Source organism: Acinetobacter sp. ANC 4169 (assembly GCF_002135355.1).
Classification (GTDB): Bacteria; Pseudomonadota; Gammaproteobacteria; order Pseudomonadales; family Moraxellaceae; genus Acinetobacter.
Map to the genome: position 1 here is coordinate 15,816 of NZ_NEGE01000002.1, position 22,897 is coordinate 38,712.

Annotated in this window: 25 protein-coding genes; 13 read left to right on the forward strand and 12 right to left on the reverse strand. The window is 40.0% G+C overall.

Translation table 11 applies throughout. The annotated features are described in order from the left end of the window. Positions 1 to 182 precede the first annotated feature (182 nt). Positions 183 to 1,097, forward strand: a complete 915-nt coding sequence (locus B9T26_RS01500) for a LysR family transcriptional regulator (RefSeq protein WP_086198055.1) — start codon at positions 183 to 185, stop codon at positions 1,095 to 1,097. A 30-nt stretch (positions 1,098 to 1,127) separates the two neighbouring features. Here the strand turns inward: B9T26_RS01500 and B9T26_RS01505 are convergent, their stop codons facing one another. Both B9T26_RS01505 and B9T26_RS01510 read right to left on the reverse strand, forming a co-directional pair. Beyond that, positions 1,128 to 2,036, reverse strand: a complete 909-nt coding sequence (locus tag B9T26_RS01505) for an alpha/beta fold hydrolase (RefSeq protein ID WP_086198056.1) — start codon at positions 2,034 to 2,036, stop codon at positions 1,128 to 1,130. 15 nt (positions 2,037 to 2,051) lie between these two features. Next, on the reverse strand, positions 2,052 to 2,597 hold the full coding sequence (locus B9T26_RS01510; RefSeq protein WP_086198057.1) for a PadR family transcriptional regulator: 546 nt from the start codon (positions 2,595 to 2,597) through the stop codon (positions 2,052 to 2,054). Between the two features lie 138 nt (positions 2,598 to 2,735). Between B9T26_RS01510 and B9T26_RS01515 the strand changes: the two genes are divergently transcribed. From B9T26_RS01515 to B9T26_RS01530, 4 genes are all read left to right on the forward strand, one after another. Then, positions 2,736 to 4,760, forward strand: coding sequence for an NADPH-dependent 2,4-dienoyl-CoA reductase (locus tag B9T26_RS01515; RefSeq protein ID WP_086198058.1), 2,025 nt, complete (start codon positions 2,736 to 2,738; stop codon positions 4,758 to 4,760). A 179-nt stretch (positions 4,761 to 4,939) separates the two neighbouring features. Next, positions 4,940 to 5,350, forward strand: coding sequence for a nuclear transport factor 2 family protein (locus B9T26_RS01520; protein ID WP_086198059.1), 411 nt, complete (start codon positions 4,940 to 4,942; stop codon positions 5,348 to 5,350). Positions 5,351 to 5,435: 85 nt separating this feature from the next. Beyond that, positions 5,436 to 6,524, forward strand: coding sequence for a YheT family hydrolase (locus B9T26_RS01525; protein WP_086198060.1), 1,089 nt, complete (start codon positions 5,436 to 5,438; stop codon positions 6,522 to 6,524). A gap of 261 nt (positions 6,525 to 6,785) precedes the next feature. After that, entirely contained in the window at positions 6,786 to 7,022 is a 237-nt protein-coding gene (locus tag B9T26_RS01530; RefSeq protein ID WP_413772752.1) for a hypothetical protein, read from the forward strand. Positions 7,023 to 7,704: 682 nt separating this feature from the next. On the opposite strand, the gene B9T26_RS01535 is transcribed toward B9T26_RS01530, so the two are convergent. From B9T26_RS01535 to B9T26_RS01545, 3 genes are all read right to left on the reverse strand, one after another. Next, complete coding sequence (locus B9T26_RS01535) at positions 7,705 to 8,016, reverse strand: hypothetical protein (protein ID WP_086175155.1); 312 nt, start codon at positions 8,014 to 8,016, stop codon at positions 7,705 to 7,707. A 93-nt stretch (positions 8,017 to 8,109) separates the two neighbouring features. After that, positions 8,110 to 8,508: a hypothetical protein gene (locus B9T26_RS15515; protein ID WP_143222982.1), complete on the reverse strand. Its 399-nt coding sequence runs from the start codon at positions 8,506 to 8,508 to the stop codon at positions 8,110 to 8,112. A 194-nt stretch (positions 8,509 to 8,702) separates the two neighbouring features. Next, positions 8,703 to 9,173, reverse strand: a complete 471-nt coding sequence (locus B9T26_RS01545; RefSeq protein WP_086198061.1) for a CinA family protein — start codon at positions 9,171 to 9,173, stop codon at positions 8,703 to 8,705. A 265-nt stretch (positions 9,174 to 9,438) separates the two neighbouring features. Between B9T26_RS01545 and B9T26_RS01550 the strand changes: the two genes are divergently transcribed. The 5 genes from B9T26_RS01550 to B9T26_RS01565 all read left to right on the forward strand — a co-directional run bounded on the left by B9T26_RS01550 (position 9,439) and on the right by B9T26_RS01565 (position 14,336). Then, positions 9,439 to 10,866 carry an iron-containing redox enzyme family protein gene (locus tag B9T26_RS01550; protein ID WP_086198062.1) on the forward strand — a complete coding sequence of 476 codons (1,428 nt, stop codon included), beginning with the start codon at positions 9,439 to 9,441 and terminating at the stop codon, positions 10,864 to 10,866. Between the two features lie 73 nt (positions 10,867 to 10,939). Then, positions 10,940 to 13,066: a catalase HPII gene (katE, locus tag B9T26_RS01555; RefSeq protein WP_086198063.1), complete on the forward strand. Its 2,127-nt coding sequence runs from the start codon at positions 10,940 to 10,942 to the stop codon at positions 13,064 to 13,066. Positions 13,067 to 13,668: 602 nt separating this feature from the next. After that, entirely contained in the window at positions 13,669 to 13,809 is a 141-nt protein-coding gene (locus B9T26_RS15595) for a hypothetical protein (protein WP_171262910.1), read from the forward strand. 74 nt (positions 13,810 to 13,883) lie between these two features. Beyond that, entirely contained in the window at positions 13,884 to 14,105 is a 222-nt protein-coding gene (locus B9T26_RS01560; RefSeq protein ID WP_086198064.1) for a hypothetical protein, read from the forward strand. A 21-nt stretch (positions 14,106 to 14,126) separates the two neighbouring features. After that, on the forward strand, positions 14,127 to 14,336 hold the full coding sequence (locus B9T26_RS01565; RefSeq protein WP_086175161.1) for a hypothetical protein: 210 nt from the start codon (positions 14,127 to 14,129) through the stop codon (positions 14,334 to 14,336). A gap of 219 nt (positions 14,337 to 14,555) precedes the next feature. Here B9T26_RS01565 and B9T26_RS01570 read toward each other — a convergent pair whose 3' ends face one another. From B9T26_RS01570 to B9T26_RS15600, 4 genes are all read right to left on the reverse strand, one after another. Beyond that, positions 14,556 to 14,789, reverse strand: a complete 234-nt coding sequence (locus tag B9T26_RS01570; protein ID WP_086198065.1) for a DUF2171 domain-containing protein — start codon at positions 14,787 to 14,789, stop codon at positions 14,556 to 14,558. Between the two features lie 323 nt (positions 14,790 to 15,112). Next, positions 15,113 to 15,739 (reverse strand): SOS response-associated peptidase, encoded by a 627-nt coding sequence (locus B9T26_RS01575; protein WP_086198066.1) that lies wholly within the window; start codon positions 15,737 to 15,739, stop codon positions 15,113 to 15,115. Positions 15,740 to 15,930: 191 nt separating this feature from the next. After that, the gene (locus B9T26_RS01580; RefSeq protein ID WP_143222983.1) at positions 15,931 to 16,191 is read right to left on the reverse strand and encodes a hypothetical protein; all 261 of its coding nucleotides are present in this window, start codon (positions 16,189 to 16,191) and stop codon (positions 15,931 to 15,933) included. A gap of 223 nt (positions 16,192 to 16,414) precedes the next feature. Then, positions 16,415 to 16,582 (reverse strand): hypothetical protein, encoded by a 168-nt coding sequence (locus B9T26_RS15600; protein ID WP_086198068.1) that lies wholly within the window; start codon positions 16,580 to 16,582, stop codon positions 16,415 to 16,417. A gap of 53 nt (positions 16,583 to 16,635) precedes the next feature. On the opposite strand from B9T26_RS15600, the gene B9T26_RS15605 reads away from it, so the two are divergent. Beyond that, positions 16,636 to 16,887 carry a hypothetical protein gene (locus B9T26_RS15605; protein WP_171262911.1) on the forward strand — a complete coding sequence of 84 codons (252 nt, stop codon included), beginning with the start codon at positions 16,636 to 16,638 and terminating at the stop codon, positions 16,885 to 16,887. Between the two features lie 193 nt (positions 16,888 to 17,080). Here the strand turns inward: B9T26_RS15605 and B9T26_RS01595 are convergent, their stop codons facing one another. The 3 genes from B9T26_RS01595 to B9T26_RS01610 form a co-directional block, all read right to left on the reverse strand. Continuing rightward, positions 17,081 to 17,947 carry a glucose 1-dehydrogenase gene (locus B9T26_RS01595; RefSeq protein WP_086198069.1) on the reverse strand — a complete coding sequence of 289 codons (867 nt, stop codon included), beginning with the start codon at positions 17,945 to 17,947 and terminating at the stop codon, positions 17,081 to 17,083. Between the two features lie 528 nt (positions 17,948 to 18,475). Next, the gene (locus B9T26_RS01605) at positions 18,476 to 19,162 is read right to left on the reverse strand and encodes a type 1 glutamine amidotransferase domain-containing protein (RefSeq protein WP_086198070.1); all 687 of its coding nucleotides are present in this window, start codon (positions 19,160 to 19,162) and stop codon (positions 18,476 to 18,478) included. A gap of 187 nt (positions 19,163 to 19,349) precedes the next feature. Next, positions 19,350 to 20,234 carry a LysR family transcriptional regulator gene (locus B9T26_RS01610; protein WP_086198071.1) on the reverse strand — a complete coding sequence of 295 codons (885 nt, stop codon included), beginning with the start codon at positions 20,232 to 20,234 and terminating at the stop codon, positions 19,350 to 19,352. Positions 20,235 to 20,410: 176 nt separating this feature from the next. Here B9T26_RS01610 and B9T26_RS01615 point away from each other — a divergent pair, with 176 nt between their 5' ends. Both B9T26_RS01615 and mmsB read left to right on the forward strand, forming a co-directional pair. Further along, the gene (locus tag B9T26_RS01615) at positions 20,411 to 21,940 is read left to right on the forward strand and encodes a CoA-acylating methylmalonate-semialdehyde dehydrogenase (protein WP_086198072.1); all 1,530 of its coding nucleotides are present in this window, start codon (positions 20,411 to 20,413) and stop codon (positions 21,938 to 21,940) included. Between the two features lie 11 nt (positions 21,941 to 21,951). After that, complete coding sequence (gene mmsB, locus B9T26_RS01620) at positions 21,952 to 22,842, forward strand: 3-hydroxyisobutyrate dehydrogenase (RefSeq protein ID WP_086198073.1); 891 nt, start codon at positions 21,952 to 21,954, stop codon at positions 22,840 to 22,842. The last annotated feature ends 55 nt before the right edge of the window (positions 22,843 to 22,897 follow it).

Genomic DNA, 22,897 nt, shown 5'->3' on the forward strand with positions numbered 1-22,897 from the left:
CATAAATCTCTGAAAATAAAATTCTCATCTTCTATCCGGCTATCGAAAGAGCAAGGCTAAAGTGGAATAGTCAGCGACAGCGCTTTTCTTTATGGTTCAGTGTCAGTGCTTTGAATTGGCTATGGTAAATTGCCATGCTGGTTTTGGGCTGGGTGTATAAAGATCAATAAAGGAAAAATGTCATGGAATTAAGGCATTTACGCTATTTTGTTGCTGTTGTAGAAGAACAGAGTTTTACCAAAGCGGCAGAAAAATTATTTATTGCTCAGCCCCCATTAAGCCGTCAAATTCAAAATCTTGAAACAGAACTCGGCGCTCAGCTGTTTGAACGCGGCAGCCGACCATTGCAACCGACTGTGATCGGACGGTTTTTTTATCAGCAGGCGCTTAAGCTGTTAGCCAATGCTGAACAGCTTAAATCCATTACCATACGTGAAGGCAGGATTGAAAGAACGCTGACCATTGCTTTCGGTGGTTCCTTGTTGTTTGGACTGTTGCCTCGAGTGGTGTATTTATTTCGCCAGCAGCAGCCACATCTGAAAATCAAAATGGTCAAGATGAATGCCATGCAGCAAATCGATGCGCTGAAAGAAGGGCGTATTGATGCTTGCTTTGGCCGGGTGCGTATATCAGACCCGGATATAAAACGGATTTTATTGCGTGAAGAACCTTTAATGGTTGCGGTGCATTCAAGTCATGCTATTGCACAGCGTAAAGAAGGGCTGAGCCTTGCAGATATTGTTGATGAAACTTTAATTTTATATCCCAATTTGCCTAAACCCAGTTTTTCGACTCAAATGAAAGGCCTGTTTTCTGAATATGGACTGAATCCTCAGAACTTAACTGTGGTGGAAGATATCCAGTTGGCCTTGGGCATGGTGGCTGCGGGTGAAGGTCTCTGCATTGTCCCGGAGAGTGCTACAACCATGCAATTTAAACACTTAGAGTATGTGCCGATCATTGATGATGCAGCTGTCAGTCCGGTATTTTTAATCCTGCGTAACAATGATGAAAGTGACTATATCCGTGCATTAATCGATAGTGTTTATCAGGTCTATGATCTGGAAGCCATTAAATATGACCGCATCATTTTTTAATGCTGTTACCTTTTTAGGATGTATCGCGATTTACCGGGACTGTTTAAGAAACTGGGTAATTTCACGACCAAATTTAACCGGTTCGCTCAGCAATGGCGTATGCCCAGATTTTTCAAAATGAACCTGTTTGGCATGTGGAATACTTTGCGCAATCAAGGTTTGACCTTCTACAGGATAAAGCTTGGATTGAGTACCACTGATGAAAGTCACCGGGCATTGCAGTTTTTGAATCGCCTCGCGGTAATCTTCCCGATGATACAGATAATTGTTGATATACCATACCGTATAGTCGAGCCGATTGGATGGCAATAATAAACTTTGCAATCGCGGCTGATTTAATACCCATTCAAAGGCCTTTAAACTGTATTTGTTGCTATTCTGTAGGCCAATAAACTGTAGCCAGAGTTTGGCGATTTGCCGGCGAGCTTTGCTATCCAGATCTTTTAAATATTTGATGTTTTGATGTTGAGCCAGTAACTGGGACAGCTCAGTCAGAATAGAGATAAAGACCGGATGATCTTCGCCAAACAGTCCATAATCCCAGCTGTCATCCACCGGAATTTTAGGGGTCTGGTCAATATGCAAATAGGCTGTGATATGTTCGGCAAAGTTGCCATATTGCATGCCATGCATCGCCGTGGTTGCACCCATGGAATAGGCAATCACAATCACTTTATCGAGTTGCAACTGGGCCATAACGGATTGTACATCTTGCCAGTGGCTGGAAATGGCATCCATATCCGGAATGCTACAGTGTTGTGAACCTCCAAACCCACGCCAGTCTGGAATAATGAATTTATGAGTTTTGGCATGCCGATATAGAAACGGTAGCCAGTGCCAGCTCTGCATGCCTAAACCTGACAGGACCAATACCGGCTGTCCATGTCCAAATTCACGGACAAATAGCTGTTGCTGATCAGGCATAAAATAATGTGGCATGCGCGTGTCCTTGAGTTAGGCCTTATCTTCAAAGGTTTTTAATTGCGGAATAATCGTCTCTAACCATTTGATCCAGCCCATTTCCAGATCAATACCCAGTTGTAGAATCATTTTATGAATAAATTGGGTACGGTCTTGATCAAGCTCATTAGCGAAATCTTTGCTAAAAATCGTTTGGTAAATTTTTAAATTTTCTTGGTGTAAAAGCAAATGTCGTTCTAATTCAGGCAGTATGCTATTGCCACCCAATTGTGCTTCAGCACGCAGCCGAACCATTAAATCATCGCGTAATTGAGCCGGAGCGCTTTGCTTGAGCATCCAGTCTGCTAGTTCGGCACGTCCCAATGCCTCCACCTGATAGGTTTTTTTACGGGTATTGGAACTGTGATCTTCAAGCGTAGATATCCAGTTCTTTTGCTGCATGGCGCTGAGTTCACGATAAATTTGCTGATGGGTCGCATTCCAGAAAAAGCCCATGGAACGGTCAAAGCGACGAGCCAAATCAATCCCGGTACTGGGTTTTTCAATCAGGCTGGTCAATAAAACATGGGCTAAGGACATAAACGGCTCAGTCAGTAAAAATTTACCAGAACATTATGCAACATGTTGCATAAAAATCAAATCTGGAATATAAGTTATGCAACAAGTTGCATTAAACACCCCGAATAGCTAGCTGAGAAAGCACGCCAAGGAGATCTTATGTCGAATTACCCTCATTTGTTGGCCCCTTTAGATTTAGGCTTTACCACACTCAAAAACCGTGTCTTGATGGGATCTATGCACGTAGGTCTGGAAGAAGCGCCACGTGGCTATGAGCGCATGGCTGCATTTTATGCAGAGCGGGCACAAGGCGGTGTAGGGCTGATTGTCACAGGCGGGATTGCACCGAATGATGCAGGTTTGACCTTTGCGGGCGGGGCGAAATTAGACTCGGTAGAAGAAGCTGAAAAACATAAAGTCATTACCCAGGCGGTGCATGACGCAGGTGGCAAAATTGCCATGCAGATTTTACATACCGGACGTTATTCCTATCAGGCCGATCTGGTTGCGCCGTCTGCCATTCAGGCACCGATCAATCCAAGCAAGCCCCATGCCTTAAGCGCTGCTGAAGTACAACAGACCATTGATGACTTTGCCCATTGTGCAAAGTTGGCACAATACGCCGGTTATGACGGTGTAGAAATCATGGGCTCGGAAGGCTATCTGATTAACGAGTTTATTGCTGCACGCACCAACCACCGTGATGATGAGTGGGGCGGCAGTTATGAAAACCGTATCCGTTTCCCGATTGAAATCGTTAAGCGTACCCGTGAAACCGTGGGTGAAAACTTTATCATCATTTATCGTTTATCCATGCTGGATCTGGTCGATGGCGGTTCAACTTTTGAAGAAGTGGTGCAGCTGGCCAAAGAAATTGAAAAAGCTGGTGCAACCATTATCAATACCGGGATTGGCTGGCATGAAGCACGTATTCCAACGATTGCCACCAAAGTACCGCGTGCGGCATTTACATGGGTTACAGAAAAACTGAAAGGTTTGGTCAATATTCCTTTAATTACCTCGAACCGTATTAATACGCCAGAAATGGCCGAACATGTGTTGGCTTCGAGTCATGCCGATATGATTTCCATGGCGCGTCCAATGCTTGCCGATGCATTCTTTGTGCAAAAGGCAGAACAAGGCCGTAGTGATGAAATCAATACCTGTATCGGTTGTAACCAGGCCTGCCTGGATCATATTTTCTCGATGAAAATTGCCACTTGTCTGGTGAATCCGCGTGCCTGTTATGAAACGGAACTGATCTTTAAAGAAACAACTCAGACTAAAAATATTGCGGTGATTGGTGCAGGACCGGCAGGCTTGAGTTTTGCAACCTATGCTGCTGAACGTGGACATAAAGTCACCATTTTCGAAGCAGCCAATCAGATTGGGGGGCAGTTCAATATTGCCAAAACCATTCCGGGCAAGGAAGAGTTTTATGAAACCTTGCGTTATTTCAAACGTAAAATTGAGTTACTTCCTAATATTCAATTACGTCTAAATCATCAAGCCACTTATGAAGAACTGAGTCAATCAAACTTTGATGACATCGTAGTGGCAACCGGTGTAAGCCCGCGTCATTTAGAAATTGATGGCATTGATCATCCAAAAGTACTGACTTATCTGGAAGTATTAAAAGAACGTAAGCCGGTGGGGAAACGTGTTGCTATTATTGGTGCAGGCGGTATTGGCTTTGATACGGCGGAATATTTAAGCCATGAAGGAGAGAGTGCTACGCTGAATCCGAATAAATTCTATAATGAATGGGGCATTGACACGGGTTATGAAAATGTCGGTGGTTTAAAAGCAGCCCAAGTAGAACCATCGCAGCGTGAAATCTATCTCTTGCAACGCAAGGCTAGTTCAGTCGGTGCAGGCTTGGGTAAAACCACAGGCTGGATTCACCGTACCGGATTAAAACACCGCGATGTCAAAATGGTGGCGGGTGCGAGTTATGAAAAGATTGATGATCAAGGCCTACATATTGTGGTGAATGGTCAGCCGACCGTGTTAGAAGTGGATCATGTGGTGATTTGTGCCGGTCAGGAACCTTTTACCGCAATGTTTGACCAGCTGCAAGCCGATGGCAAAAATGTACATTTGATTGGTGGTGCCAAAGAAGCCGGTGAACTGGATGCCAAACGTGCCATTCGTCAAGGTGCAGATTTGGCCGCCGTGATTTAAAAAAAATAGACCTCTCCTTTGCGAACTCGAAATATATTTCGAGGATTCTCATCTCCTAAAAGGAGAGGGAATTTCCTTTGGTTTTAAATCAGGAATAAATACTCCCTCTCCCTAAGGGAGAGGGTTGGGGTGAGGGGATAAATAGAATTCAAAAATGGATATGAATAAAGGAAAATAAAATGGCTTTAACAATGACTCAAGCAGCAGTACAACGTTGGCATACCATGCTGCAAACAGGCGACATGTCAATTTTGAATGAACTGCTGGCTGAAGATGTGGTGTTTCGCTCACCGGTAGCTTATAACCCTTATCCGGGTAAACAGGTGGTATTTTTTATTCTGAGCAATGTGATTCAGATCTTTGAAAATTTTACTTATCACCGTGAATTCTATACAGAAGATGGCTTAAATGTGGTGCTGGAGTTTTCTGCCAATGTCGGTGAAAAAAAACTCAAAGGCATAGACATGATTCGCTTTAATGAGCAAGGTCAAATTATTGATTTTGAAGTAATGTTACGTCCTAAAAGTGGTCTGGAAGCCTTGGCCGCACAGATGGGGCAACGTATGGCTGCTTTTATGCCCAAAGCATAAGGCGTATAGTCAAAATATAAACTGTTGAGTGGAGTGACATGTGCTAAGTATTTTGAGTTACATCATTTTGTGAGGTAAAGCGAATATGAAGTTTATGGTCAATAAATTCAGTCAATGGGCACAAGAACTTGTGGATCAATTGACCGGTGCGGAATTACCCATACTGTATGGTGATCCGCAAGGTGAAGTACGGCAAAAGCTTGATGCCTTAGCGCAATTACAACAGAAATATCGTCCTACGCCATGGTTGGCAAATACGCATATCCATTTGCTTTATTTCGATTTAATCAAAAAGAAAAACATTCAGCTTCACTATGATGCCATCGAACAGTTACAGATGCCGGATGGCGGAGTGACTGCAATTGCTTGGTACGGCCTTCATTTGCCAGCAGATACCCCGACCATTGTGTTAATGCATACGCTCACAGGTACACCGGAAAGCATGGCAGAACTGGTGGGTGACTTACACCGTTATACCGGATGGCGTATCGCCCTATGTTTGCGCCGTGGTCATGCCAATTTACCCATGCCTGTACCCAAGATTTCCATGTTTGGGTCTACCGATGATTTACGTGAACAGATCCAATATATTCAGACCAGATTTCCACAATCTGCTTTATATGCTGTCGGCTCATCTGCCGGAACTGGGTTATTGGTGCGCTATTTAGGCGAGGAAGGTGAAAACACCCCATTTAAAGCGGCATTTGCATTATGTCCCGGCTATGATACGGAACTTGGCTTTAAAAATGTGCATCCTTTTTATAGTAGGTTGATGACGAAAAAGCTGGTTGATGCATTTATTCATCCTTATAGTGAAGCCTGGCAACAAATCCCTTCCTTGCCCAAAGTGCTTGCTGCCAAGGATTTATTAGAGTTTCAGTATCATTATTTTGAACTGGCAGGCTATAGCAGTTTTGAAGACTATAATCTGGCTACCAATCCGATTCATGTATTTGAAAATGTCAAAATTCCCTTGATGATTTTAAATGCGGAAGACGATCCCGTCTGTCATATTCGCAATCTGGAACCTTATAAAGAAGCCATTCAAAAAATGCCCAATATTGTAGTGGTGACCACTAAAAAGGGCAGTCACTGTATTTTTTATGAAGGTATAAAACAGACAGAGTCCTGGTCTACACGACTGATTGCCAATTATTTGCGGGTCTATCAGTAATTTACATGCATCTTGATAGCTGAAAATAGAACAAGGAAATTTGAAATATTTAAATACAATTATAATTAATATAGTTGATATATATTTTAGAATTAAATCAGTATTTCTGTTATAATAAATTCCACAATAAGACTTACATGAAAATGTTCTCTTTTAAAAATTGCTAGAGACGCTTCCACTCATTTGAGTGATCCCAAGTTAAAGTTGTTGTTTTGAAATGCCAATGGTGGCATTTCTGTATGTATTAAAAAATTGGTGTAAATGTTGAATAAAACTGAAAATTTAGTCGCAAAATCTGTAAATGGTCGTGAAATTGTAGTATCGCTGGTTCCTGTTAAAAAAATGCAAAATACCCGTGAAGGGTTTAAATGGGTTGAAGTAGGCAAGAAAGTCTTGCTTGAATCTGGTATTGAAATTGATTTGAACCTTGATGGCCGCAGTTTCTATACGGGTATTAATGAGATGTTCCGCTTTAATACTCCCGTAAACAAGATATAACTTTTTGGAAAAGAAAAACCGTCTTTAAGGCGGTTTTTTAGTGCCTAAAATTTCACTTTCCCGTTCATAGTGACCAAGTCATGCCATACCTAGGATGCTTTCCAGGCGGTAGTAAGTTAAGCGGGGAAAAAGCGGAAAAATGTTGCAAAGTGTTAAATCCGAATCGAATACAGCTCAAAATAAGTATCAAAAAATAACAGGAAAGTTAATTTAATATCCTCTATTGGTATACTCGAATCAAGATAAACAAGTTAAAACAGTTAAAGAATTATTTTTTAAAATATTGAAAAATATATAAATATTAAAATTAAACGCAACTAAAAAATGAAGCGAAATATTCTGCAATAAAATTTTGTATTTGTGATAAGCGAAAATGTTGATTTTAAAATGTGATATTTATATGGTTGGTATTTTTTTGATACATTATTGTCAATAATTGTTATTGTCTGACAAAAATTATCAGTGTATAAAGAGTGTTCCACTATAAGGAAGTGAGAGTGGGTTATGAAAGCGATAGAACTCCTTGTAACTTCGTCATCTGCGCTTATGCTGATGTTTGTTATTTATGCATTTGGGCAAATGTTCAATTAGTCAGAAAGATATTCTATAAAAAAGCAGTATAAAAAAGCACCCTCGGGTGCTTTTTTAATGAATGGAAATTGAAGTAAAATTTTTTATTCCGCTACATTCTGTCCCATGCATCTTTTACAGCATGTTTTGCATGTTCCCATTTTAAGCGAGAAGTAGTTTTAAACTGTTCCCATTTGCTTTGAAGATCATTTTCCGAATCTTCAAAACGGGCGTTCTCGCCGTACTCAGAACGTGAGTTTCTTCCAAATTCATAAGCAGAGGATAGATCCTTGTCATAATCAATATCTGGAATATCACGGTGTAAATCTTGATAATAAGGCCGACTGGTATAATTTTCGCGCCAATACCGATCAGATTCACTATTTGAGATGCGGTTTTGATTTTCTAAAGTGGGATCAGTCATTCTGTAGAACTCCTAATTTTTTTGAATTACTAGCCAAGCAATGAAATACCATTCCACAATCTAGAATGCGAAATTGAATTCTTAATCAACGCATTATTTCTGTTGATTATTTTGGTCATTCTGATTTTGTTTAAATTCTTGCTGCTGACCGGTTTGCTGACGTTGATTTTCATTTTGCTGCTGTTGTTGCAGGTTGCTCTGCTGCTGACCAGTTTGCTGACGTTGCTGATCTTGTTGCTGCTGTTGTGGCATGTTGCCTTGCTGTTGACCGGGCTGTTGGCGTTGCTGATCATTTTGCTGCTGTTGTGGCATGTTGCCTTGCTGCTGACCGGGTTGTTGACGTTGCTGATCTTGTTGCTGTTGTTGACCAGGCTGTTGGCGTTGTTCATCTTGTTGCTGTTGTTGACCAGGCTGTTGGCGTTGTTGGTCGTTCTGTTGCTGCTGTTGGCGTTGTTGATCATTTTGTTGTTGGGGTTGATTTGGATTAGTCATTTCTACACCTCATCTATGCTTTTAATAAAATCTGTATAACCAGATATAATTATTATTAGCATGAATATTTTATTAAAAAATAGAATGGATGTTACATAATGTTTGGAATGTAATTATAACAAGCTGTTTTAAAATTATACTAATGAAATATATCGATAATTAGGATAAACCCTATTAACAAATTTAAATTTTAATTATTTAGATTTAACAATTTTAATTAGGCTTTTACATATGTATTGAATAAGTGTATTGAGTTTTTCTTTCTTTTTACCTTTACATACACATCGATAACTATATATTTTGTTTTTATATAAAATTGAATAAAAAAAAGTCCCCACAGGTTTTTCTGGAGTTTCAGAACCGCCATGCTTGAGTAGTCCAGTGCATCCTACATAGATATCCGATTTAAATATATTTTTTGATTTTTTTACCAATTCTTCAGTAATTTCAATAGATTCAGGGGTGTACTGTTTTATAATTTTAGCCGATATTTTAAGTATTTTTTCTTTGATTTTTAAATCATAACATACCAGACCTCCATTTAAGATTTCACCCGAATAGGGAGATTGTGAAAAACGGTAAGCCAAATAACCCGCTGATGCACTTTCAATAAAGGTTATATTGAGCTTATTTTTAGCTAGAAGTTCACAACATTTAGTGGTCATATTTATTCCTTTATTAGAATCGCTGAATATTACCCTAAAGTGTATATTAACAATATAAAACAAGTTAATGCGATTTGTGTCACACTTTTTTAAAACACTTTTTTAAAACACTTTTTTAAAACACTTTTATTTTAACTGTTTGAATTTTATAAATAGATAATAATGAATTAAACATAATATAAACGAATCATAACAATTATAGGGTTTTGTCATGCGTTATAAGTGAATTAAGGTCATATGCTAATTACCGCTTGGAGAATAAAAAATGCCAATAGCAGTAAAAAAGCAATTGCTAGAATTACTTGATAAAAATCATCAAAATTATTGCGATTTAGTCACTTTTTTTCTCAATGCTGATGTTTCTATTGGTGATAAGGAACGAAAAGCATCACATTTTTTAAAAAAAGAAATTCAAATCTTAAATTATAGCGCTGTCGATTTTCCCGCGGATATCAGTAAAATTCAGGCTTGGATGCTAAGTAACAATAAGGTTCAATGCACTGAATATCAGGCTTATTTAGAAAGAAGAAAGGCTGGGGCAGCGCGCGAATATTTTAAAAATGTCGGTCAGGCATTTGAATTTTTGATTAAAGTCGCCCCGGTAAAGCGGGTAGACGGTTCCTGGTTATATAGCATGACCCATTATTGGAATGATCCAGTTTTCAGAGATTTAATTCAAATATATTTGGAAGAGCTCGGCTTGGGAATGGCCAAATCCAATCATGTTTGCCTATACGATGATCTTATTCTGAATTTAGGATTGGAACATTTTGTTTTGGATCTGGAGGATGAATATTATCATCAACCTGCAATTCAACTGGCACTGGCTTATGCACCCCCCGAGTATATTCCTGAGATCATTGGTTTTAACCTGGCATATGAACAACTTCCATTACATCTGCTGATCACCAACTATGAGCTACAAGAGTTAGGTATAGATTCAAAATATTTTAATGTGCATATCACCATCGACAATATTGATAATGGCCATGCCAATTTATCTCTCAAAGCCTTCGAAAAAATCTACAGTAAATACAATGATAAAGAATCTTTTATAGAAAAAGTAAAGATCGGCTTTGCTTTAAACAATAAGGGATTATCTTCTAAGCAAATTATAAAAAACCTGAATTTAGATGCTCTGGTTATTAACATTTTGAAGCGGAAAGCCTTGGTCGGTAATGTCATTCATAGTGACAAATGTCAGTTTAATAGCAGAACCATTAATTCATGGCTTGCGACACCCGATTCAGTGGAAGCCTTTGTGGATGTATTAATTGATAAGAAGTGGATCAAACTGGGTAAAGACCCGGAAGAAAGTCATTTCTGGAAGTTAATTAGTCATGAAGATGGAAAAATGTACGGGGTATTTAATTCTACCGAAAAGCAGATTATTTATGACTGGATTGCCGGTGAATCTGCGCACAATACCGATTTAAGCACACGAAAAATCAATCTTGGTCATAAAAATCAACATGATTTCTGGTTCAGTTTTTTATCTGATGGCGAGCTGGAAGATATTCAGCACCAGATTTATGAAACAGGAAATCTTGCCATGAAAATCAATAAATTACTGCCTTATTTAGCACCCCATGCCCATCATCGTGAAATAGGACTTTGGTGTACGCAACGTTTTGTGGACTTTCTATTTCCCTTTTTAAGTACCCAGAAAAGTACGCAGTCATTTCCGCCATAAAGATTAATGTCTATTGGTTATCGCATTCATTTTATCCAACATTTTTTAATTTAATTGAAAACGAGGTACGAATATGAATCATAAAGCTAAACAAAGTGAAGTCGCAGGCACTGATGCTTTAGACAAGCAAAATGAAAGTGCAAAAACACAACAGTTAGATGCTTCACGCAGTGACGCTACTGATCATGCATTGACCACCAATCAAGGCGTAAAGATTGCAGACAATCAGAACAGTTTAAGGGCAGGTGTAAGGGGTTCCACCTTACTGGAAGATTTTATCTTAAGAGAAAAAATCACGCATTTTGATCACGAACGTATCCCAGAGCGCATTGTGCATGCACGTGGTGTAGGGGCACATGGTTATTTTCAGGCTTATCCGGGCAATGAACAATATACCAAAGCCGGCTTTTTGACCGATTCCACTACACAGACGCCAATTTTTGTACGTTTTTCCACTGTACAAGGCCCTCGCGGGTCTGCGGATACCGTGCGGGATATCCGGGGTTTTGCCATTAAATTTTATACTCAGGAAGGTAATTACGATTTGGTCGGCAATAATGTTCCGGTTTTCTTTGTGCAAGATGGCATTAAATTTCCAGATTTTGTGCATGCCGTGAAACCCGAACCGCATACTGAAGTGCCAACCGGAGGGTCAGCCCATGATACTTTCTGGGATTTTGTCTCCTTGGTACCGGAGTCTGCCCATACGGTGATGTGGGCAATGTCGGATCGTGCCATTCCACGTAATTTACGCTCAATTCAAGGTTTTGGGGTACATACCTTCCGTTTGATTAATGCGCAAGGCAAAGCCATATTTGTCAAATTTCACTGGACACCGAAACAAGGTTTAAGCCAACTGGTTTGGGATGAAGCACAAAAGCTGTCTGGTAAAGACCCTGATTTTCATCGCCGAGATTTATATGAAGCGATTGAGTCGGGGAATTATCCGGAGTGGGAGCTGGGCATTCAAATTGTCGCTGAAGAAGATGAAATGAAGTTCGAGTTCGATTTGCTCGATCCTACAAAAATCATTCCGGAAGAACTGGTTCCGGTCACGCCTATTGGCAAGTTTGTACTGAACCGTAATGTCGATAATTTCTTTGCAGAAATTGAACAGGTGGCCTTTTGTCCTGCACATATTGTACCGGGTATAGATTTCACCAATGACCCTTTATTGCAGGCACGTTTATTTTCTTATACCGACACCCAGTTGAGCCGCTTGGGTGGCCCGAACTTTCATCAATTGCCGATTAATAAACCGGTTTGCCCTTTTCATAACAACCAGCGTGATGCCATGCATCAAACTTATATTCATCGCGGCCAGGCATCCTATCAACCCAATTCGATTGATAACAACTGGCCAGTGGAAACGCCAGCCGCGGTACAGGACGGCGGTTTTGAGAGCTACCAGGAACGTATAGATGGTAAAAAAATTCGCCAGCGCAGTGAATCTTTTTCAGATCATTTCTCGCAAGCCCGACTGTATTACCAGAGCTTGGCAGCGCATGAACAAAAACACGTGGTGGATGCCTATACTTTCGAATTGAGTAAAGTGCAACGTCCACATATCCGCCAACGTGAAGTGCAAGAAGTATTGGCCAATATCGATCTGGATCTGGCGCAACAGGTCGGTAAAAACTTGGGTATAGAAGTCGCTGCACCACAAAATCCGGCAAAATCTTCCTCGGTAGAAAAATCGGCACGTCTTTCTATGACAGCATTTGTTCCTGAGGATATTAAAGCTAAAAAAATTGCAGTACTGGTGCATGATCAGGTTAATCAAGCCAGTATCGATGCGATTCAACAATGGGCTACAGCTGAAAAAGCCGTGGCTCACATATTGACTCCAACGCCAGGTCCTGTGATGAATCAACAACAGGCTCAAGTTGCCTCGAATGGTATGCAAAAAGCAGAACCTTCCATTGCTTATGATGCAGTCGTGATTGTCGATGGTGATAATTACCCGCAAGCGCTAAAAGATGGGGTGATAAAACACTATCTTCTGGAGGCCTATAAGCACCTGAAGCCAATTGTGTTGTTAGGAGATAAGCAAAAACTTTTACATGAGCTTAAATTGCCGCATGATGAAGGGACTTTAAATGCAGAGGATTTTGCATCTGTGCAAGAACAGTTTAAAACCCTGATCCGCCATCATCGGATCTGGTCACGCGAAGCCATTGCCGACACAGTTCCTGCTTAAGCAACGCCATTTTCAATCCACTATTGCTCGTAAAAAGCCCTATCTTGAAGATAGGGCTTTTTACAATTGAACAAAGTTAATTTTTTAAACTGGAATTGCCCTTTAGCCTGTGTTTAAGGGGAGAAGCTGATAGTCTGATCAGAAGTACTTAATAATGAAATTATTGAAATTTGTAGTCTGGATATATTAAGGAGAGATTGATTTTTTGGTCATATTTTGTTTTTAATTGAATAATAAGACCTTCTTATAAATAAGCTGTTGAATATGTGTAATTTGTTTATATGTATTATTTATGTATTCATATTATTTTAAATTTTGTGAAATAAATATTATTTAAAAAATAAAAATAATACTAAATATAGTGTATATGTTTGAATAAAATATGTTTTTTTAATAAAAATAAAGCATTAAGAACTTATTTAATACATAGGTTGGATTATTATTTAATAAAGATGTTGAATTTTATAAGTATAATTTTATTAAAATATTATATTTTGATACATCATGATTGTTTTTATTTGGTTAACTTAGGTATATGCTGATATTGTCATTAATAATTAGGCTGTTGATTATCTTTAAATAATGTCAAAAGGAATAGTGTTATGTCTAAGTCTCAACCTCAAAATCAAACAGATATGAATCAAAGGAATCAACCGATAAAACAACCCCATCATTTACCACAGCAAGACCACAAACATAATCAGCAAAAAGATTCTGGAAAGCAGTCTCAAAATGAAAAATAAATCAGGATTTACTGTTATGGTCAGTAAGATGTTTAAAGGGGGGAAAGCCCCTTTAAGCAGGAAAGGAGTTAAGTATGAATATCAGACCTGTAAAAGCTCATAAAATGAATGAGGATTTTGATACATCGCCCACCGTAATTTATACCGGTGAATATGATGAGGAAAATCATTTGGTAAATGTATATAACTCATCGCAAGAACAATTGACAAAAATTATGGGTACTAATCAATGGATTTTGAATTCTACGGGTGAGGTATTTTTTATTGAAGAAGATGTACCTTATTTTGCTAATTAACAAGGTCAGGTGAAATAAATAATGAATACAGCAACCACATATCCACAGAAATTAGTGACATTCTATAAACTCGATAGCCCGGATATTCAGAGAGGTATATGGGCAAATTACGATAAGAATGGAAATTTTCTCAATCTGACCAATTATTATGGTAAAAGATTAGACCTGATCGGGCCAGATCGGGTACGTATAGATGGTGAAGTTTGGGTATGCAAAGAACATTTTAAATAAATAGATTCGTGTGTTTTCTTTAATAAGAAGTTTAAATATAAAATGTAGCATAATGAATATAACTAAAATAATGCCTTTAAAATAAAAATGAGTATTTTTAATATTTAGTATTTGTTGTAATGAAATGGAATGATTCAGCACAAATTATTTTAACTTATCAAGTTTAAATAAGCCCCTCCATATCGAAGAAAGGGCTTATACGGTAGTGTTTTGCCTTGCTTAAGCCGCAACCCAATGACTTTTGACTTCTTCAGAATCTACATTGAGCATAACCTGATTTTCTTTAATTTCACTCACCCATGAAAGTGGAATAAGGTGATGACTACCTTCTTCATTTCTTGTTAACTTGATTTGATCTGTGCCTTGAAGGTGATCTACTGTTCCTACTTTTTTACCATCTACGGCAATTACGTCAGCATGTTTAGTAATGTCATTTACATTGATAGTAGCCATTTCATACCTCTCCTGTATAGCGGTAATCTTGCACCCTCTAATTTAAGGTATTCTCCAATTTTTGGCGCTATATATATGCAAAAGGGAACAAATCTTTAAGCAACTTTACTTTAGTGCATAAATATCATGCTTTAGAAAGAAATTTTTGCGTTATAGCTGTTTAAAAAAATGCAGCAGAATTTAATATTTAATCCTTTTCCTTATTGATTATTTTTATGTTTTATATATGTAGATCAATCCTGAATTAAAAATGGCACAGCTTGTTTTTTTATCATTTTAAACAACAGCAATGCTGCGCTACGAGCAAATAATAAATATTACAATTAAGTTGCTGCTGTACGATTTTTGGGTACAGCAAGATATTCATCCTGCATTTCAAAGAAGAATTGATTTGCTTGATCATAGTTGCTATTTAACCAATCTATCCTGGCATTTTCTGGAATGACGATGACCGAGCGCTTTTCATCTTTGGGTGTGTGAAATTGCTTCATAAAAGGATGATGGTCAGCATTGATCGTTAACAGGCTCATGGATCGAACCGGTTTATTCTCAATGACTGCATTTTCATAAATGGCGGCGAGGGTAAAGGGCAGTCCATCTTTGCGGAAAATCGCATACCAGTGCGGTTTGCCATCTATATATTTGGGCTCGAAGATGGCATCGACAGGTACCAAGGCAAACTGATTCTTATGCCATGCATGACGAAAACTGGGTTTGCTTGCCACGGTTTCAGTCCTGGCATTATAGGTGTGACGAGCATATTTCAATTCTTTTGCCCAAAAAGGAATAAGACCAAATTTGGCAACATCCCATTCAGGTTGATCTGCACCATGCATTAAAATTGGAGCATCATATAATGGGTAAATATGATCAGGATATTCAAATTGAGGCTCGGAAAGGCCGAGAAGAAATGCTCTATTTCTTTTAATTGCTTCAAAATTTGCGCACATGGAGCTGTCTCTAAATTTTTTCTTGATCATCATTACAGCAAAAAAGATTCCTCCTCATGATTAATCTTACAAATTTAGCACCATTCATATTAAAACCAGTAATACGCTGTTTTAAGGTGCGAACAAGTCTGGACGCAAACTGAGCAGCCAGTGAATAAAGCACTCGGTCAGATCAATATGCTTGGTCTAAATTAAGGTGAGTCATATTCATATTTATACAAGTCTATTTCGGCATGGATAAATAACTCTCCATAATGTGTGCTTAGAAAAGTTTCGGCTTCAGTTTGAGTAATGAAAATTTTTGCCATATTTATATCAATTGACCAATACCAGGGGCTGGCAAAGGCCAAATCCAGATCCGACATTTGCCAATTATGGCAGTCATCAAATTGATCTCGATAAGCGAGAAAGCTTTGATTTTTTTTTATGCAATAGAGTGTCATGGTATTCACCCCTTTCACGGGTAAATTAGGATTTTAAAGGAGCAGATTCATTGACACTTTTAAAAATTGTGAACAGCAAAAGCACATATCTTAAAAGCCAATGATAATCATGCTGTTATATTTTTTTGTAATGACATTATCCGACAAGCGGTAAAATAGTTCGGCTAGATGTGCCAATGAATCAAATAAAGCCCTCTTAAGAGAGCTTTATGAAATTGCAGGATCATAATCTTTAATGGTGTCTTTTTTTCTTGCCGCCACCATCTTGCTTATTTACGGTAGCCCAAGCAATGCGTTCCGCATCATCTTGGGAAAGTCCACGTTCTTTTTCACTGTCCTCAATATGTTTCGCTTGCCGCTTCTGCTTCTCTGTATAAGCTGATTTATCGCCTCTAGGCATAATGTATCCCTCTTTAGATTTACAGCTTTGTTCATTTAAGCAAAAAAAAATTTATGCTGGGTAATAATATGTCGAGCTTTGGTGTGGGATTTGATTCAAATGATTCAAATGATTCAAATGATTCAAATGATTCAAATGATTCAAATGATTCAAATGATTCAAATGATTCAAATGATTCAAATGATTCAAATGATTCAAATGATTCAAATGATTCAAATGATTCAAATGATTCAAATGATTCAAATGATTCAAAGCGTTCTCACTACACCTCTTTCATAAATCAAAAAATGATCATTAGAAAGTAATGAAATTAAATTGGGAAGTTCCTTCTCCCATTGGGAGAAGGCTAGGATGAGGGGCTTTTTTTCATAGAAACCTCTCCCTCTTGCGCGTAATTACGCTCATCCTTAACAAGGAGAGGGAATTTTCATTGCTAATAAAAATTGATTAAAAATTGATTAAAAATTATTTATGCAAGAAGTTTACTGTTTAAATGGTTTAGCCATTAATAATCGTACCGCCATTAACATGAATGACTTGACCTGAAATATAACTGGCTTCATCCGAAGCAAGAAATAAATAAGCTGGAGCGACTTCGCTGGGTTGTCCCATTCGTCCCATGGGCGTTTTTTTACCAAAATCTTTTAATTGCTCTTCATCAAAACTGCTTGGAATGAGAGGCGTCCAGATCGGACCCGGCGCTACTGCATTGACCCGAATCCCGGTTTTATTTTTCAATAAATTTGTGGATAGGCTGCGGGTAAATGACGTAATCGCGCCTTTGGTACTGGCATAGTCAATCAGCAGGTCATGGCCATGATAACTGGTGATACTGCTGGTATTGATGATTGAATCACCTTGGGTCATATAAGGAATCACCATTTGAGTTAAGTAAAACATGGATAAAATATTGATTTCAAAAGTTTTAAAAAGTTGTTGGGTGTTGATGTCAGTAATATATTTTTGCGGATATTGCACGCCGGCATTGTTAATTAAGATATTGATTGTTTTAAATTTTTGAAGTGTTTTTTCGACTATCATGCTTATTTCATCGTGATGCTGTAAATCGCATTTCAACAACAGGCAACGGCGACCTTCTTTTTCTACCATTCTCTTGGTTTCTTCGGCATCTTTATCTTCTTCCAAATAGCAGATCGCAATATCTGCACCTTCGCGTGCAAACAACACTGCGATTGATCTGCCAATACCGCTATCACCGCCGGTGATCAGGGCAATTTTGTCTTTTAATTTATTGCTTCCTTGATAATTGGGTTTGATGACTTCTGGTTGAGGATGCATTTGCGATTGAATACCCGGTTGATGGGCTTGGACTTCTATTGATGGGCTTTTGGGATATTTATACATATTCTTTCTGCTCCACTATTTTTTAAATGCTTAAAATATATTAGGAGCTTTATGCGAGGGAGTTAGATGGAGCAAACATTAAATAACACAATGCATGAGAAAATTATCAATGCTTCAATAAATATCTTTCATAAATCAAAAAGCGACCATCTTTTTGACTAATTATTTGTACCTCAGTTTTTTTGCATTCGTGCATAATCTGCGATGAAATACATCGATTCAAAGAAGCTTTCTGACACACATTTCAAGCGATATACTGGCATCTTATGGTCAACCTCCTCTTTAATGATTGAGCAATTGAAAATGCACGTTCCCGCAAAAGGCAGACCACCCAAGCTTAGCTTGGAAGATCAGGTTCTTCTCTGTCTAAGCTATTGGCGTGAATACCGATTTACAGACTATACGCATAGACACAGTCTAAAAGAAGTGCATGAACTGTTCGCCAATTCCTATGCGGATGAATCTGAACTGATCTTCTGCATAGCAATCAAAAATGAGATAGTTTAAAAAGCTTGTTTGTAAACTTGACTACCTCCTTAATTGGAGTAATTTTAACAGTGCTTCTGCTGTCGCAGCAGAAGATGTCGGATTTTGTCCTGTAATGAGTAAGCCATCTTGCTGTACATGAACCTGCCAATCCTCTGCCTTGGAATATTGTCCACCATTTTCCTTGAGCATGTCTTCGACCAAAAAAGGAACAATTTCGGTCAGACCTACAGCATCTTCTTCAGTATTGCTAAAGCCTGTGACTGACTTGCCTTTTACAATGGGTTGGTTATCACTGCTTTTCACATGACGTAGTACGCCGGGCGCATGACAAACCAAAGCCACCGGTTTATTCGACTCTAAGGATTGCTCAATTAGTGCGATTGAATCAGGATCTTTTGCCAGATCCCATAAAGGCCCATGTCCACCTGGATAAAATACTGCATCAAAATCGGAAATAGAAATTTCACTTAGTTTCTGGGTATTCGCCAACGCTTGCATGGCAGATGTATCCGCTTCGAAACGATGAGTGGTTTCAGTTTGCGCATCTTTTTCATTACTTTTTGGGTCTAACGGCGGCTGCCCCCCTTTAGGAGAGACTAATGTAACTTCTGCACCGGCATCGATAAACGCATAATAAGGCGCAGCCAGCTCTTCCAACCAGAAGCCGGTTTTCTTACCGGTATTACCAAGCGTGTCATGTGAAGTCAGAACAATCAGTACTTTCATATTATTTTCCTGTATTTTCCTAAAAATTATTCAAGTCATCGGCTGTTAATTTAGCAAGTACACAGCTTGAAAAATGTTCTTATAGGTTTATTTGCTGTATTGATACGTTATGGCTTAAGTTGATTCAACTCAATACAGATTGAATCAACTTACAAAGAAAAAAGTCATCTAAAGATCAAAAAATTATTTATCTGCCCATTAAAACTGCTTGCTGAATATCTGCCTGTTTACGCAAAAAATCCCAGACCAGTTTAATCCGGGGTTCATGTTGTAAATCAACTAAGGTTAGCATCCAGAAAGTGTGTGCAAAATTCACCTGCTCACTGAGTACCTCTTCAAGTTCAGGTTTATCCTGGGCAATAAATCGCGGTAAAATCGCCAGTCCGGCACCCGCACTGACCGCAATTTGCTGGGCCAGAATACTGTTACTGCGAAAACAGGCAGTCAATTGCAAGGGGAGACGTTCCAGCGAATACAACGCAGCGCTATAGACCAGATCATCAATATAATCGACAAAACGGTGCTGTGTTAAATCTTCTACCCGCTTAATTGGGGGATTTTGTTGTAAATACTTTTTACTGCCATACAGCTTTAAACAGTAATTCGAGAGACGGGTAATGATATAGGGCCCAGATTTGGGCCGGTCAATCGCGATCACAATATCGGCTTCACGATGTGACAATTTAATGGTCTTAGGAACCGGAATTAAATCAATGGTTAAGGATGGATAATGCTGAGAAAACTCGGCCAGTAACCGCGCTAAAAATGCAGTTCCAAAGCCTTCTGGCGCACCAATCCGGACCCGACCGTGTAAAGGGTCATGACGTTTGTCAATCTGGATAAAGGACTGCTCCATCTGTTCCACACGTGGTACCAGTGCCAAGCCTTCCGATGTCAGTTCATAACCTGTCGCTTCGCGTTTAAACAGTTGAGTACCCAAGGTGTTTTCCAGAGCCTGAATCCTCCGTGCCACGGTACTGTGTTCCACCCCAATCAAGCGTGCTGCATTGGTGAGTGTTTTAGCACGTGCTAAAACCAAAAAGAAACGTAAATGATCCCAATCCACTTTCATTTTTTATTTAACATCCTGTTAAATGCCTGTGCAAATTTGCACAATCATCGTGCACCAATTTCTATTGGTGGTCAAAGTGTTCTTTGTTAGTCTGCAGAAACAGCGTAAAAATAATACGCCGAATAAAGCCAGTAAAGGCAGATACAACGACAATAACAAACCAGCACGGAGCGACCATGAACGCCATTCATCATCCACAGCAAAGTATCGGATTCACCACCGCAAAACTCCTCATTAATGGTGAATTTGTCGAATCAAAAACCAGTCATTGGCAAGATATTATCAATCCAGCCACTCAAGAAGTTTTGGGTCAGGTGCCTTTTGCCACTGCTGAAGAAGTCAATGCCGCGATTGCTGCCGCACAAAATGCCTTTGCCAGCTGGCGCCAAACCCCGATTCAGGCCCGTATGCGGATTATGCTGAAGCTGCAGGATCTGATTCGTACGAATTTAAAAAGTATTGCCCAAGTACTAACGGCGGAACAGGGTAAAACCCTGGCCGATGCCGAAGGTGATATCCAACGCGGTCTGGAAGTGGTGGAACATGCCTGTTCGATCGGTTCACTACAAATGGGTGAGTATATTGAAGGGGTAGCACGCGGTGTCGATACCTATACCTTGCAGCAACCACTGGGTGTCTGTGCAGGGATTACGCCGTTTAACTTCCCAGCGATGATTCCACTGTGGATGTTCCCGATGGCGATTGTCTGCGGCAATACTTTTGTCTTAAAACCTTCGGAACAGGATCCGTTGTCGACCATGATGCTGGTTGAACTGGCGATTCAGGCGGGTGTACCTGCAGGTGTACTGAATGTGGTGCATGGTGGTAAAGAAGTGGTTGATCTGCTGTGTACCCATCGCGATATCAAAGCGATTTCTTTTGTGGGTTCGACCGCGGTCGGTACACATGTCTATAACCTGGCAGGCCAATATGGCAAGCGTGTGCAGTCGATGATGGGGGCTAAAAACCATGTCGTGGTAATGCCGGATGCTAACAAGGAACAGACTTTAAATGCTCTAGTCGGTGCAGCTTTTGGTGCAGCGGGACAGCGTTGTATGGCACTTTCAGTGGCAGTGATGGTTGGTGAGACCAAGCACTGGGTCGATGAACTGGTCAATAAAACCAAAACTTTAAAGGTTAATGCAGGCCATGAACCAAATACTGATGTTGGGCCAGTGATTTCGACCCGTGCCAAAGCGCGTGTCATAGACTTAATTAACAGTGGCATTGAACAAGGCGCTGAACTGCTGCTTGATGGCCGTGATGTACAAGTTCCGGGCTATGAAAAAGGCAATTTTGTCGGACCAACGATTTTTAATCAGATCACGACCGATATGCGCATTTATCAAGAAGAGGTATTTGGTCCAGTATTGGCGATCATACATGTTGATACTTTAGAACAAGCCATTCAGCTGATTAATGCCAATCCATTTGGAAATGGTGTGGGACTCTTTACCCAAAATGGCAATACGGCACGTACTTTCCAAAACCAGATTGATATCGGTCAGGTTGGCATTAACATTCCAATTCCTGTACCTGTGCCGTTCTTCAGCTTTACCGGTTCCCGTGGTTCAAAACTCGGCGATTTGGGTCCTTATGGCAAGCAGGCGGTGCAGTTCTATACCCAGACCAAAACCATTACCAGCCGCTGGTTTGAAGATAACCAGGAAACCACAGGTGTCAATACCACGATCAGTCTGCGTTAAGGAGCATGAGCATGAAGATTGCATTTATTGGTTTAGGCAACATGGGCGGCTCCATGGCCCAGAATCTGCTCAAGGCAGGCCATCAGGTTTTTGGTTATGACTTAAGTGCAGTGGCGTTGCAGCATTTTGCAGAAGCGGGCGGTGTAGTCTGCGACAGTCCACAGGCTGCTGCAAAGCAGGCGGAGATCGTGGTCAGCATGCTGCCTGCAGCCAAGCATGTCCGTGAAGTTTATCTCGGTGAACACGGTATTCTGGAAGTGCTTCAAGCGGGCAGCTTATGTATCGACAGCAGTACCATTGACCCGCAAACCATTCAGGAAGTGGCCGCAGCAGCTCAGGCCAAGCAGATTCGCGTTTGTGATGCACCGGTATCCGGCGGCACTTTAGGTGCCAAAGATGGCACTTTAACCTTTATGGTCGGCGCAGATGTAGCGACCTTTGAGGCAGTCAGACCGGTCCTCAGCTGTATGGGCAAAAATCTGGTGCATTGTGGGGATGTGGGAACCGGACAGGTGGCAAAAATCTGTAATAACCTGATTCTCGGTATTTCCATGACTGCCGTTGCAGAAGGGATGGCACTCGGGGCCAAACTGGGGATTGATCCACAGGCCTTGGCCGGGGTGATCAATAGCTCAACCGGACGTTGCTGGAGTTCTGAAATTTATAATCCATGGCCAGATATTTGTGAAAATGCGCCGTCATCGCGGGGTTATACCGATGGTTTTGCGGCACAGCTGATGCTCAAGGATTTGGGCCTGGCCGTGGATGCTGCGCAACAGGTGGATCAGCCGATTGTACTCGGCAGCATGGTACAAAAACTCTATCAACAACTGTGTCAGGAAGGCGATGCTCATCTGGACTTCTCCAGCATCATGCATCAATACACTACCCAACCTGCTTAAGAATTGAATCATCATGATGGAGCAAGGATCTGCTCCATCAAAAATACCCTGTCAG